This window comes from Azospirillum sp. TSH100, assembly GCF_004923295.1.
GTDB lineage: Bacteria > Pseudomonadota > Alphaproteobacteria > Azospirillales > Azospirillaceae > Azospirillum.
This window is the reverse complement of sequence record NZ_CP039638.1, coordinates 84,326-97,503: the sequence shown is the minus strand read 5'-3', so window position 1 is coordinate 97,503 and position 13,178 is coordinate 84,326. Positions and strand designations below refer to the sequence as shown.

The following is a 13,178-nucleotide window of genomic DNA, read 5'->3' as shown; positions in this document are numbered from 1 at the left end:
CGGCTCTCCTTTCGCCTGGACACATCGCGATGCCCTTCGATCTGCTCGATGTCAAAGCCTCCGTTTCGGATGCGGTGAAGGCCCACACGGTCGGCACCCACCGGGTCATGGCTCCCGAACAGACCCTGGCTCGGGTTGCCCCGTTCCTGCCGATCATGGGGATCACCCGGGTTGCAAACGTCACCGGACTGGATGCCGTCGGCGTTCCGGTGGTGATGGTGACGCGGCCGAACTCGCGTTCCGTCTCGGTGTCGCAGGGCAAGGGGGTGACACTCGTCGCCGCCAAGGCGTCGGGGGTCATGGAGTCGATCGAGAGCTACCACGCCGAACGCATTACCCTGCCGTTGAAGTTCGCCAGCTTCGAGGAGCTGCGCTGGACCCACCCGGTGGTGGACGTCGACCGCCTGCCCCGGTTGTCGACCGGAAGCTTCAACCCTCACAGCCCCATCCTGTGGATCGAGGGCCAGGATCTGCTGAACGGCGGCCCCAAATGGGTCCCTTTCGAGATGGTCCACCTGAATTTCACCGTGCCGATGGCTCCCGGCCACGGCGCTTTCCTGGCCGGTTCCAACGGATTGGCGTCGGGTAACCACAAGGTCGAAGCGATCAGTCACGCGATCACCGAACTGGTGGAGCGTGACGCGACCACCCTGTGGCACCTGCAGGATTCCGCAGTCCAGGCGGCTACCCGCATCGACCTCGACAGCATAGACGATCCGGTCTGCCGCTCGCTGATCGACCGCTTCGAGGCCGCTGGCGTCGCCGTCGGGGTGTGGGAGACCACCAGCGACGTCGGCCTGCCCGCCTTCCTCTGCCGCATCGTCGATCGTGAGGACCTGCCCCAGCACTCTATCCGCCCGGCCAGCGGCATGGGCTGCCATGTGGCTCGCGAGATCGCCCTGTCCCGCGCGCTGACCGAAGCGGCGCAGAGCCGTCTGACCTTCATCGCTGGCGCCCGCGACGACATGCCCCGTGCCGAGTATGAGCGCCACCTCGACCCCGCCCACCACGCCCGCTGGAAGGCTATGATCGTCGAGGGTTCAGGCAAGCGTTGCTTCCGTTACTGCCCGACCAGCGCCGCCCCCACCATTGAGGCCGACCTCGCCCATCAGCTCGACCGGCTGCGCGCCGTCGGCATCGAAGAGGCGGTGGCGGTCGACCTGACCAAACCCGAGTTCGGTATCCCCGTCGTCCGTGTCGTCGTTCCGGGACTGGAAGGTAGCGACGAATCCCCCGATTACCTGCTGGGCGAACGCGGACAGCGCGTGCTCTGCAGCCAAGCCATGGAGAAGGCGGCATGAGCGGCGTCTATATCTTTCTCGGCCCCACCCTACCGTGCGAGGACGCGGCACTGGAACTGGACGCCACTTATCTGCCGCCGGTCGCCCAGGGCGACGTTCTGCGGCTGTGCGCGGAAAAACCAGCGGCCATCGGCATCATCGACGGCTTCTTCGAAAGTGTGCCGTCGGTCTGGCACAAGGAAATACTCTACGCCATTCATGCAGGCATTCCGGTGTTCGGTGCCTCCAGCATGGGAGCGCTGCGCGCGGCCGAGCTGTATCCCTTCGGCATGATCGGTGTCGGCGCCATCTTCGAGGCGTTCCGCGACGGCCGGCTTGAGGATGACGACGAGGTGGCGGTGATCCACGGTCCGGCCGAACTGGGATACACCTCCCTATCGGAGGCGATGGTGAACATCCGCCGCACCCTGTCCGATGCGGTGGCCGAGCGGGTGCTGAGCGCGGAAACCGCCCTTCGATTGGAGTCAATCGCCAAAGAACTGCCCTACCGAGAGCGCGGTTATGGGCGGATGCTGCGGCTGGGTGGCGATATCGGTCTGCAGGCCGCCGAATTGACCGCTTTCCGTAGCTGGCTGCCGCAGGGGCGTTTCGACCAGAAGCGGCAGGACGCCAAGGCGATGCTGCGCACCATGGCACGGTGGCTGGGCCGCTCGACCGGTGAAGACGTGCCGAGCGAAGCGCGTTTTCATTTTGAACGCACCATCTTGTGGGAACGGGCCATGCGCGATGCGGCACCACTCGCGATGTAAGCGCGTTTTGGCTAGACTGATCGCGCCGGAGTGGCGATCACCGCCGAGCCGGCGCGAAACTGTGTCTGGACGGACGGATGAACGCGCCTGTGGATGTCGCGGCTGTGCTGAGGCGCAACCGACTGCTCGGGGAACTTGACGCCGACCAGATGGCGGAGATGGTAACGCTGGGCCGTATGGCTCGTTTCGATACCGAGCAGATTATTTTCGACAAGGGTGACCCGGGCGATAGCCTGTTCGCAGTTTTGAAGGGCCAAATCGCCATCCGCACCTCATCGGCGGACGGCAAGACCATGCTGCTGAACATCCTGGAAGCAGGCGATGTCCTGGGCGAGATCGGGCTGATCGATGGCCGGGAACGGACAGCCGCAGCTGTCGCCCTGCGGCCGGTCGAACTGTTCCGGATTGACCGCGCCGACTTCATCCCCTTCCTCGAACGCCACCCACGCTTGTGCACCCGCATGATGATCGTCCTATGCGACCGGCTGCGCTGGGTATCGGAGAACATTGAGGATGCCGTGTTCCACGATGTTCCGCGCCGGCTCGCCCGCCGGTTGCTGCTGCTGTCGGACAGCTACGGGCAACCGACCCCGGCCGGCTTGCGGCTGACCTTGCCCCTGTCGCAGGAGGCACTGGCGAACATGCTTGGCGTCACCCGCGAAATGGTCAACAAATGCCTCGGTGCACTGCGCCGGACTGGCACAGTGACATATGCCAAAGGTTTCATCGTGATCAACGACTTGGCTTTGCTCAAGGACATGGCCGGGGATCCCGAGCGTGCTCCCTAGGGGGAATCCTTACCTGCCTAAAGTTTTGTTCCCAAAACCGGTTTTGGTCGCGTTATAATGTGCATGCGTTGGTGGCAATCGCACGGGTAGCACGAGGACTGAAAAGCATGTCGAGCGATGGGAACAGCAAAACAGGCGTTGATCAATCCACAGGCGTTGCCTCCCTGGCTTCCCGCACGCTGAAATTGTCTGGACGCGATGTTTCGATCAGGCTGGAGCCATCCTATTGGGAAGGGCTGGATGAGATCTGCCGGCGTGAAGACCTGACTGTAGACGAGCTGTGCGAAGATGTCCGTGAACGCATGGAACAACAGGCGCGCCGATTGCCCCGGTCGGGCGTTTCGCTGGCGAACGCCTTGAGGGTTTTCGTGGTTGGTTATTTCCGGCAGGCTGCGACCGAACGCGGCCATGCCCGCGCCGGCCATGGCCAGGGCCGTCCCTTCATCGCCACCCCGTTCGACACGCTTTCGGCAATCAGCGACAACTGAGACGCGGGAAGCACAGCAGGAAACACCCCGGGGACCGACCTTTCGATCCGCCCCCGTGACGTTTCAGCACCAGTCTTATCGAGGCCGCCTTACTGAGCGGTCCAGCCACCATCCATTGTCAAAGCCGCGCCGCGCATGTTGCCGGCGGCATCAGAGCACAGGAACACCGCCAGTTCGCCCAACTGTTCCGGCGTGACGAAGGATTTGGACGGCTGCTTCTCGCTCAGCAGTTCACGTCCGGCTTCTTCCACCGAAAGGTTGCGCGCGGCGGCGAGCGCGTCAATCTGCTTCTGCACCAGGGGCGTCAGCACCCAGCCCGGACAGATAGCGTTGCATGTGATATTGGTCTCCGCCAGTTCGAGCGCCGTCACCTTGGTCAGGCCGATCACACCATGCTTGGCTGCGACATAGGCTGACTTGTTGACCGACGCCACCAGCCCGTGGACCGAGGCAATGTTGATAACTCGGCCCCAGCCGCGGGACTTCATGCCCGGCAGGGCGGCGCGGGTGCCGTGGAAGACGGCCGACAGGTTGATGGCGATCACCGCGTCCCAACGCTCGACCGGGAAGGCATCGACCGGCGCCACATGTTGGATGCCGGCATTGTTGACCAGCACGTCCAGCCGGCCGTAGGCCGCCTCGGTCGCGGCGACCATGGCCTCGATCTCCTCGGGTTTCGACATGTCGGCGCCATTGTGGGCAACGCGTACACCGAACTCCTTGGAGATCGACTGACACAGCTCGGCAATGTAGCTGGAATCGCCGAAACCGTTCAGCATCAGATCGGCACCCTGGCCCGCCAACTGCCGTGCGATCCCAAGGCCGATGCCGCTGGTGGACCCAGTGACAAGCGCTGCCTTCCCCTTCAGATTCGTCATTCTTCTTTATCCTTCGATCGGCATGGAACGGAGGTCCGGGGCGATGATCAGTTCGCACCCGGTGTTGGCGATCACCTGCTCCACCGTGACACCGGGGGCGGTTTCCTTCAAGACGAGGCCGACGTCGGTCGGCTCGATGACGGCGAGGTCGGTCACCACCAGATCGACCCGGCGGACCGAGGTCAGCGGCAGGGCGCAGCACTCGACGATTTTTGCCTCGCCCTTGGCGCTGTGCTGCATGGCGACGATCACCCGGCGGGCGCCGGTGACAAGATCCATAGCCCCACCCATGCCCGGCACCATCTTGCCCGGCACCATCCAATTGGCGAGCCGGCCTTCGCGGTCCACCTGCAGGCCGCCCAGCACGGTTACGTCCAGATGGCCGCCGCGGATCAGCCCGAAGGAGAAGGCACTGTCGAAGGACGCCGCCCCCGGAAGGGCCGAAATGGGCGAGCCGCCGGCATCGGTCAGGTCATGATTCTCCGCCCCGGTAATCGGTCCGGACATGCCGACGATACCGTTCTCCGACTGGAAGAACACATGACGGCCGGCGGGGACATAGCGGGCGACCAGGGTCGGCAGGCCGATGCCCAGATTGACGAGGTCGCCGTCCATCAGCTCCAGCGCAACGCGCTTGGCGATCAGGGTCTTTTCATCCATGGCTCTCTACTCCCCCGATCAGCGCGCCGTCGCGGCGACGATATAATCGACCAGCACCGACGGCGTCATCACCGCGTCGGGCGGAATGCAGCCGACGGGCAGGATGTCCGTGGCCTCGGCGATCACGGTGGCGCCGGCCATCGCCATCAGCGGGTTGAAGTTGCGGGCGGTCAGCGCGTAGGTCAGATTGCCGTACAGGTCGGCCTGCTTGGCAGCGACCAGGGCGAAATCGGCCTTGATCGGCATTTCCAGCAGATAGGTGGCGCCGTCGATCTCGACCTTGCGTTTGCCCTCTTCCACCGTGGTGCCGACACCGGTGGGGGTCAGGACGCCGCCCATACCGACGCCGCCGGCGCGGATGCGCTCGGCCAGCGTGCCTTGCGGCACCAACTCCACCTCGATGTCGCCGGCGATCATCTGCTTCTGCGTTTCGGGGTTCAGCCCGATGTGGCTGGTGACGACGCGGCGCACCAGCTTTTCCACCACCAGCTTGCCCAGACCGTTGTTGGGCCGGGCAGTGTCGTTGGCGATGATGGTCAGGTCGCGCTTACCCTGGCGGATCAGTTCGTCCACCAGCCGGTTAGGACCGCCGACGGCCATGAAGCCGCCGATCAGCAGGGAGGCACCGTCGGGTATGCGCGCGACGGCGTCCTCCAGGGAAATAAGCTTGTTCTTCATGGTCAGACGATCCCGGTCATGTAATAGACGGCGATCACGAAGAAGACCGCCAGCGTCTTGATGCAGGTGACGGCGAAGATGTCGCCGTAGGACTGGCGGTGCGTCAACCCGGTGACGCCCAGCAGGGTGATGACGGCGCCGTTGTGCGGCAAGGTGTCCATGCCGCCACTGGCCATGGAGGCGACGCGGTGCAGCACCTCCATCGGGATGCCGGCGGCGTTGGCGGCGGTGATGAACTGGTCGGCCATCGCCGCCAGGGCGATGCTCATGCCACCGGACGCCGAGCCGGTGATGCCGGCCAGAGCGGTGACGGTCACCGCCTCGTTCACCAGCGGGTTCGGGATGGCGGACAGCGCATCACGGATCACCAGGAAGCCAGGCAGCGCCGCGATCACCGCGCCGAAGCCGTATTCCGACGCCGTGTTCATCGAGGCCAGCAGCGATCCGCCGATGGCGGCCTTGGTGCCTTCGGCGAAACGCTGGGACACCGGCTTCCAGGCGAAGGCCAGCACCATCAGGATGCCGCAGAGCAGAGCCCCTTCCACCGCCCAGATGCCGGCGACCGAGGAGACCTGCGTCACCAGCGGCTTGGCTCCGGGGGTCAGCGCCAGCTCGTTGGTGGCACCGTACACGCTGGGGATCGCCATCGTGAACAGCTTGTTCAGCACGCCGACGGCGACCAGGGGCGACAGCGCCAGGATAGGGTTCGGCAACGCCTCCGACGCCACGGTTTCCGGCTCGTTGGTATGGCCGCTGCCATAGCCCTCGCCGCGTGCGATGGCGGAACGGACGCGCCATTCCAGATACAGCAGGCCCAGCGTCAGGATGAAGACCGAGCCGATCAGGCCCAGCCAGGGGGCGGCATAGGCATCGGTCTTGAAGAAGGTGGTGGGGATGATGTTCTGGATCTGCGGCGTGCCCGGAAGCGCGTCCATGGTGACGGTGAAGGCGCCGAGCGCGATCACGCCGGGGATCAGGCGCTTGGGGATGTCGCCCTGCCGGAACATCTCGGCCGCAAAGGGATAGACGGCGAAGACAACGACGAACAGCGACACGCCGCCATAGGTCAGCAGCAGGCAGACCAGGACGATGGAGGTCACCGCACGCTCGCGTCCGACCAGCCTGATCACGGCCGAGACGATCGACTTGGAGAAGCCGGACAGCTCGATCACCTTGCCAAACACAGCGCCCAGCAGGAAGACCGGGAAGTACAGCTTCACGAAGCCGACCATCTTATCCATGAACAGGCCGGTGAAGATCGGCGGCACAGCGGATGGATCGGTCAGCAGCACAGCCCCCAGCGCCGCCACCGGCGCGAAGAGGATGACACTGAACCCCCGATAGGCGACCAGCATGAGGAACGCGAGCGCTCCCAGGCAGATCAGGAAACTCATTTGGACGGTGCTCCCTCGGTTATTCTTGTCGGAAGACCGACCTGACGGAGATCGGTTCCGGGCCGGACGGCTGAGTCAGCCGGCTATGGCCTATCGTGACGAACCCGCTACGGGTGCATGCGCGGGTATCAGCAAAGGCTATGCCACGAGAAACGCAGCCTGATCGTCGCAGGCGAAACCTTTGATGCAACTGACTTTTTGCACTGCACACAGAACTGCGGACTGAAGAATTGTCTTTTTAAGGAGACAAATGACAAAACAGTGGTCTCAATTATGAGATTTTATCTCGATCTATAGACAGTCTGGATGATCTGAAATGCTCCCGCAGATGGGAGATTAAGGGGGCCATCGGAAACCCGCTTGACCTTCCAGCCGCTGGAAGGCGCAGCCTTCAGCAATCACTTTCACGACTGCACCGTCAAAGGAGAAGATCATGCTGACATTGAAGGTTTCCGGGATGACCTGCGGCCACTGTGCCCAGACCGTGACCAAGGCCGTGGAGGCCCTTCCCGCCGTGGAACACGCCCTGGTCGACCTGAAGGCCGGTCAGGTCATGATCGAAGGCAGCGCTGACGAATCCGTCATCCGCCAAGTCATCGAGGATGCCGGCTATGAGGTACAGGGCCGGGCGTGAAGCGTCATTACCAAAAAAAGAAAATGGGCGCCGGACCAGAGTGGCCGGCGCCCATTCTCGGTGGCGTTTTTCCCGGAAGGTTCTTTGAAGGTCGTTATTTGGTCAAAATCAGCTTGTTGGCGCGGGTCACACGCAGGCGATAGCTCTGCCCGGCGTGCTGGATCACGATCTCGCGGCTGCCCGACATCAGGGGGCCGGATTCGATCACCGGCAGGGATGCGGCGAAGGAGGCGGGAGCGGAGACGGCGCTGTCGTGCATGGCGTGTCTTTCTTGCTGAACGGACGTTGCGGTCGGCGATGTCCGGGCGTGAACCCTGGATAGGACCCTACCCTCGCTTGCCGCTAATTGCAAGTCATTCTCATTCGCTTTTGCGAGGCGATCCCGCGCCTGCCGGATCAATCCCGGATCACGCGGCGGACCGCCCAACGCAGGCCCACCACCAGAAGCTTGTTGTACTCGTTGATCAGCAGGTTGGCGGTGCCGGGCCACATCCACCAGTCGTCAAGATGGACAGTGGGAGCGACGACGGGATGGGGAACCAGTTCCATGTCCGGCATCGCCATCGACAGCTCCAGCAGACTGCGGCGCATGTGGTAGTTGGCCGTCACCAGCCGCAGCGAGCGGAACCCCTGGTCATGCATCCAGTCCGCCGTTTCATAAGCGTTGCCGATGGTGCTGTCGGCGGAATAGCCCAGCGTGATGCAGCATTCCATTTCGGTCGGGGAGCGGCGTGACAGCTTCAGCAGCTCCTGCACATCCACGCCGTCATAGACGCCGGAAACGAACAGTTTTTTCGCCCGTCCGGCGGCCAGCAGTTCCAGCCCGGTGCCCAGCCGGTGGCTGCCGCCGGTCAGCACGACGATGGCGTCGGTCGGTCGGTCGGCATCGGCGCCGCTGGGGGAGGAGCGCGGAACGTCGGCCGCATACCAGAACAGCCCGGCCAGCCAGACCGCGGCCAGCACCAGCACGCCGGCCAGCACATGCGTGATCGCCCGCGTCATCACTCCGCTGCCTCGCCGCCGGCTCATCTCGCAGGTGACCTCATGGCATGGATTCCAGCGTGCGCAGCACGGTCCAGCGCGCGGTGACGAGCGCCAGCAGGGCCAGCGCTCCCGGCACCAGCAGCAGGGCCACCCATTGCCAGGGCTGCAATGCCAGGTCGGGCAGCAGGCTGGCCCGCAACCCCTGAGAAGCACGGTGCAGTCCGTACAGCGTGCCGCCGGCCAGCAGCAGCCCGATCCCGCCACCGCGCAGGCTCCGACCCACCACATGCCGCTCGAACTGGCGGGAGACATAGCGGTCGGTGGCGCCCATCAGATGCAGCAGTTCCACCACCGGCCGATGGATGGCAAGACCGGTGCGCACGGCAAAGACCACGGTCATCACCGCCGCCGCCCCGATCAGCAGAACCACGCCCAGCGCGGCCAGCCTGATCGCCCCGGCGAAGGAGCGCAGATCGGCCAGCCACACCGCATGATCGTCCAGGGTCGCCCCCGGTGCGGCCGAGGTCAGACGCAGGCGCAAGGCGGAGACATCGACCGGCCCGTCGGCGACGACGTCGATCAGCCGCGGCATCGGCAGCAGCGGGTCGGTCGCTCCAGCCCCGAGCCAAGGCTCCAGCAGCCGGGCGATTTCTCCCCCACCCAGCAGAGTGGCCGTCCGAACTCCGGGGAAGGAGCGCAGAACGGTCAGCGCCGCCTCCGCCCGCTCGTCGAGCGGAGCCACCGGGGCGCCCGGCATCGGCGCCACCTGGACGGTCAGCCCGCCGGCCAGCCCGCTGTCCCAGCGCTGCGCCATGTCCGACACCAGCATGGCGCCGGCCAGCGCCAGCGCCGCCAGGAACGCCATCAGCGCGGTGATCCAGCCGAGAAAGCGCGAGGAGGGATCGACCGCCAGCGGCAGGTCGGAGCGGGGCCGCATGGGACGAAGCGCCATGCCGTTACTCCCACGCAGAGTCGTTGGCCCGCGAGTCCTTCGCGCGGGCCTCGACACGGCCGCGCGCCGGCAGCACCATCATCCGCCCATTGTCGAGATGCAGGCGCGGATGGTCGAAACGGCGGATCAGCGCCTCATTGTGGGTGGCGATCACCACGGTGGTCCCCAGCTTGTAGAGTTCCTCGAACAGGTAGAGCAGCCGCATGCCGATGCCGTCGTCGACGTTGCCGGTCGGCTCGTCGGCCAGCAGCAGCCGCGGCCGGTTGATCACCGACCGCGCGATGGCGACCCGCTGCTTCTGCCCGCCCGACAGGGTCGAGGGCTTGGCATGCAGGTGGTTGCCCAGCCCGACCCACCGGAGGATCTCGCTGCAATGGGCGACCACGTCGGCCTCCGGCGTGCCGGCCATGCGCAGCGGCAACGCCACATTGTCCAGCGCCGACAGATGGTCGAGCAGCGCGAAGTCCTGGAACACCACGCCGATCTGGCGGCGCAGCTCCGGCAATTCGCGGCGGGTGACCAGCGCCATGTCGCGGCCGAACAGGGTGACCAGACCGCGCGAGGGCCGGTGGGCCAGATACATCAGCTTCAGCAGCGACGATTTGCCCGCCCCGCTGGCACCGGTCAGGAAATGGAAGGATCCCGGCTGCAGGGTAAAGCTGATGTCCCGCAGCACCTCCGCCTCGGTGCCGTAACGCAGGCCGACATTCTCGAAACGAATCACGGTTCCACCACGGCTGGACAACCCTTAGCACCCCACCCCTCCACGCCGGGGACAATGCACCCGGCCGGGGGCGGAGTCCACCCTGCCCGGCAAACGCCCACCATCTCCCGTCCCCTCTCTCCGCCCGCGCGGAATACTTGAGAAGTCGGCGAAGACCTGACAAGTTGCCGGCCATGATCTGGATCCGGTCCCTTGCCTTCAACATCGCGTTCCACCTCTGGACCGCGCTGATGTGCTTCGCCCTGCTGTGGATGCTGCTGCTGCCGCGTCCGCAGATGGTCGCGGTGGTGAAATGGTATCTCGGCACCGTCGGATGGCTGGAGCGCACGCTCGTCGGCATCCGCTACGAGGTGCGCGGACGGGAGAACCTGCCCGACGGTCCCTTCCTGCTGGCGGCCAAGCACCAGTCGGCGTGGGAGACGATGAAGCTCCACCTGCTGGTGAAGGACCCGGCGATCATCCTGAAGCGCGAGCTGATGTGGATCCCGATCTGGGGCTGGTACGCCGCCAAGGCGAAGATGATCCCGGTCGACCGCGGCGCCGGCGGGGCGGCGATCAAGTCGCTGATCCGCAACTCCCGCCCGGTGCGGGACGAGGGCCGCCCCATCGTGATCTTCCCCCAGGGCACCCGCGTGGCGCCGGGTGCCTACCGGCCCTACCGGATCGGCGTCGGCGTGCTCTATGAGAGCCTCGGCATCCCTATCGTGCCGATGGCGCTGAATGCCGGCCTCTACTGGCCGCGCCACAGCTTCCTGAAGCGTCCCGGCACGGTGGTGGTGGAGTTCCTGCCGCCGATCCTGCCCGGACAGCCGCGCGCCGAAGCGATGCGCGACCTGGAGGAGCGGCTGGAGGCCGCCAGCGACCGCCTCGTCACCGCCGCCGGCGGTCCGCCCACCCTGCGCCCGTCGCAGCCGGAACCGGCACCTGACAAGCGGACGGCGACCGTCGTCTCCTGACAGTTGGCGTAAGGGTCGGCCGCAACGGTTAATCCCTTGAGCACCGTCGCTTATCTGCCTACCTTCGCGCAATGAATCGTCGGGAGGGCCGGTTGAACCGGCTCCGGATGACGTGCGAGAGGAAGATGACGCAGACCGTGAAGCCCCGAAGGCCTACCCGGTGTCGGAATCGCCGGACGGAGCGATGGCGCGCCGCCGCCGTCGCCCTTCTGATGCTGGTGCAGCCGCTGGCGGCACCCGTCGGCGCCGTCCTGACCGCTCCCACGGCATCCACCCCGCTCGCCATCGCCGCCACGGCGGCGGCCATCACCCTGACGCCGCAGGAGGCCGAGGCCCGTGCCGGGTCCAGCAGCCGGTCGTCGGGCGGCTATTCGCGGCCGTCGCGCACCCCATCCGTCGGCAGCAGCAGTGGCGGCAGCAGCGGCGGATATTCCCGCCCCTCCACCTCGCGCACGCCGTCCACGGGATCGTCATCGACCGGAAGTGGCGGCTGGTTCTCCGGCGGTTCTTCGAGTTCGAGCGGCGGCTATGCCCGGCCGGGCAGCAGCGCCCCGTCGGTCGCGGCACCACCGACCTCGGCCGGCGACAAGGCCTTCAGCCAGCAGGGCTCGGCCGACGCGCTGAACCGTTACCGCAGCAAGCAGGAGGCCGACCGCACCCCGCCGGCCCAGCCCGGCGCGCCGCCGCCCACCGCTTCGACCCAGGGCGGCACCGGCGGGTCCAGCAGTTCCAACTGGAGCTGGGGATGGGGCGGCTCGTCCTACCGCACGCCGTCGACGCGCCCGGCGCCGGCCAACCCCTATGGCGGCTATGGCTGGAGCCCGCCGCCCTACACCGTCAGCGCCCCGCGCCGCTTCGGCATCTGGGACGGGCTGTTCCTGTGGTTCATGCTCGACACGCTGACCCGGCCGGGCCATGCCGCCTTCTTCCACAACAATGCCGACGACCCCGGCTATCGCGAATGGCGGCAGGAGGCCGACCGGCTGGCCCGCGACAATGCGGAGCTGCGCGGCAAGCTGGACCAGCTCGACCAGTCGATGACGGCCCAGGCCGGCACCCCGCGCCAGGCCGGACAGTTGCCGCCCGACGTGCCGGCGGAGCTGGCCCGCGCCGATTCGGCCAGTTCGATGGACAGCGCCAGCGCCGTCCAGGCATCGCGCGGGTCCGGGCACGGCTTCTGGTGGTGGGGCCTGCTGCTGCTCGGCGTCGCGGTGCTGTTCCTGCTGTGGCGGGCGCGGCGCCGGATGGATGCGCCCTCCAAACCAAATCCAGTCGCCGGCAGCCCCGTTTCCACGGGTTCCGGCTCCAAGGGAGGATCGGACGTGCCCCTGTTCGGAACGCTCGGCAATTACGTGAACCAGAAGCTCAGCGGCAAGGCCTACAGCCCGTCGCTGTTCCGGCTGGGCATGACCGTCACCATCGACCCCACCCCCTTCCTGCTGGCCGAAAGCGCCACCAAGGTGAAGGCGCCGGACACCGGCACCGACCGGCTGGTGTCGATCGAGGCGGTCGGCACCGTCACCTCCGGCCCGGCCACCGTCTACCGCCTGCACCTTCCCGGCGGCGGCTTCTTCCAGATCCATCTCGGCCCGGACGGGCAGCCGGACGAGTGCCGCTATTTCACCCCGATCGACAGCGTCACCCCGGCCGACGAGGGCGAGTGGGGGTTCTGGCTGGACGATGCCGAGGGGATGATCGGCTGGCCGGAGTTCCAGACCAAGGACGGCAAGCTCTATCCCCGCATCTGGCAGCCGGGCGCCAGCCGCATCCAGCCCTTCACCCTCAGCGAGGCGCGCCAGACCCTGCGCGGGACCGAGACAGTGACCAGCCAGTCGATGCTGTACGGCGCGTCCACCGGTGCCGGGGCTCCGGCGCCCACCACCGAGTACATCCTGGTGGAGGCGGTGGAGCGGTCCGGCCGTGCCTCGGTCGAGATCGCCGCCGGCATCGATGTGAATCCCGCCTCCCTCTCCCTGTCCTAACCTCCACACG

Annotated in this window: 15 protein-coding genes; 7 read left to right on the top strand and 8 right to left on the bottom strand. The window is 66.3% G+C overall.

The genetic code is table 11. From position 1 onward, the window contains the following. Positions 1-29 precede the first annotated feature (29 nt). The 4 genes from E6C72_RS25865 to E6C72_RS25850 all read left to right on the top strand — a co-directional run bounded on the left by E6C72_RS25865 (position 30) and on the right by E6C72_RS25850 (position 3,326). Entirely contained in the window at positions 30-1,301 is a 1,272-nt protein-coding gene (locus E6C72_RS25865; RefSeq protein WP_109865309.1) for a YcaO-like family protein, read from the top strand. Next, complete coding sequence (locus E6C72_RS25860) at positions 1,298-2,050, top strand: TfuA-like protein (RefSeq protein WP_109865310.1); 753 nt, start codon at positions 1,298-1,300, stop codon at positions 2,048-2,050. Before E6C72_RS25865 ends, E6C72_RS25860 begins: the two co-directional genes overlap by 4 nt. 77 nt (positions 2,051-2,127) lie before the next feature. Continuing rightward, entirely contained in the window at positions 2,128-2,838 is a 711-nt protein-coding gene (locus E6C72_RS25855; RefSeq protein ID WP_109865311.1) for a Crp/Fnr family transcriptional regulator, read from the top strand. Between the two features lie 107 nt (positions 2,839-2,945). After that, entirely contained in the window at positions 2,946-3,326 is a 381-nt protein-coding gene (locus E6C72_RS25850) for a ribbon-helix-helix domain-containing protein (protein WP_109865312.1), read from the top strand. 89 nt (positions 3,327-3,415) lie between these two features. On the opposite strand, the gene E6C72_RS25845 is transcribed toward E6C72_RS25850, so the two are convergent. The 4 genes from E6C72_RS25845 to E6C72_RS25830 are packed head-to-tail and all read right to left on the bottom strand — an operon-like array spanning position 3,416 to position 6,936. Further along, positions 3,416-4,204 carry a 3-hydroxybutyrate dehydrogenase gene (locus tag E6C72_RS25845; protein ID WP_109865313.1) on the bottom strand — a complete coding sequence of 263 codons (789 nt, stop codon included), beginning with the start codon at positions 4,202-4,204 and terminating at the stop codon, positions 3,416-3,418. A gap of 6 nt (positions 4,205-4,210) precedes the next feature. Continuing rightward, on the bottom strand, positions 4,211-4,864 hold the full coding sequence (locus tag E6C72_RS25840; protein WP_109865314.1) for a 3-oxoacid CoA-transferase subunit B: 654 nt from the start codon (positions 4,862-4,864) through the stop codon (positions 4,211-4,213). Positions 4,865-4,882: 18 nt separating this feature from the next. Next, positions 4,883-5,542: a CoA transferase subunit A gene (locus E6C72_RS25835; protein WP_109865315.1), complete on the bottom strand. Its 660-nt coding sequence runs from the start codon at positions 5,540-5,542 to the stop codon at positions 4,883-4,885. 2 nt (positions 5,543-5,544) lie between these two features. Continuing rightward, the gene (locus E6C72_RS25830) at positions 5,545-6,936 is read right to left on the bottom strand and encodes a GntP family permease (protein ID WP_109865316.1); all 1,392 of its coding nucleotides are present in this window, start codon (positions 6,934-6,936) and stop codon (positions 5,545-5,547) included. A 433-nt stretch (positions 6,937-7,369) separates the two neighbouring features. Here E6C72_RS25830 and E6C72_RS25825 point away from each other — a divergent pair, with 433 nt between their 5' ends. Continuing rightward, positions 7,370-7,570, top strand: coding sequence for a heavy-metal-associated domain-containing protein (locus E6C72_RS25825; RefSeq protein WP_109865317.1), 201 nt, complete (start codon positions 7,370-7,372; stop codon positions 7,568-7,570). Positions 7,571-7,664: 94 nt separating this feature from the next. On the opposite strand, the gene hemP is transcribed toward E6C72_RS25825, so the two are convergent. The 4 genes from hemP to ftsE all read right to left on the bottom strand — a co-directional run bounded on the left by hemP (position 7,665) and on the right by ftsE (position 10,230). Then, the gene (gene hemP / locus E6C72_RS25820; RefSeq protein WP_109865318.1) at positions 7,665-7,829 is read right to left on the bottom strand and encodes a hemin uptake protein HemP; all 165 of its coding nucleotides are present in this window, start codon (positions 7,827-7,829) and stop codon (positions 7,665-7,667) included. A gap of 137 nt (positions 7,830-7,966) precedes the next feature. Continuing rightward, a complete protein-coding gene (locus tag E6C72_RS25815; RefSeq protein WP_109865319.1) occupies positions 7,967-8,599 on the bottom strand; it encodes a YdcF family protein in 633 nt (210 codons plus the stop codon). A 13-nt stretch (positions 8,600-8,612) separates the two neighbouring features. Further along, positions 8,613-9,506 carry an ABC transporter permease gene (locus E6C72_RS25810; protein ID WP_109865320.1) on the bottom strand — a complete coding sequence of 298 codons (894 nt, stop codon included), beginning with the start codon at positions 9,504-9,506 and terminating at the stop codon, positions 8,613-8,615. 4 nt (positions 9,507-9,510) lie between these two features. After that, positions 9,511-10,230, bottom strand: coding sequence for a cell division ATP-binding protein FtsE (ftsE, locus tag E6C72_RS25805; protein ID WP_109865321.1), 720 nt, complete (start codon positions 10,228-10,230; stop codon positions 9,511-9,513). A gap of 173 nt (positions 10,231-10,403) precedes the next feature. Here ftsE and E6C72_RS25800 point away from each other — a divergent pair, with 173 nt between their 5' ends. Both E6C72_RS25800 and E6C72_RS25795 read left to right on the top strand, forming a co-directional pair. Further along, entirely contained in the window at positions 10,404-11,186 is a 783-nt protein-coding gene (locus E6C72_RS25800) for a 1-acyl-sn-glycerol-3-phosphate acyltransferase (RefSeq protein ID WP_109865322.1), read from the top strand. Between the two features lie 125 nt (positions 11,187-11,311). Continuing rightward, positions 11,312-13,168 (top strand): DUF2491 family protein, encoded by a 1,857-nt coding sequence (locus tag E6C72_RS25795; RefSeq protein WP_247882179.1) that lies wholly within the window; start codon positions 11,312-11,314, stop codon positions 13,166-13,168. Positions 13,169-13,178 lie beyond the last annotated feature (10 nt).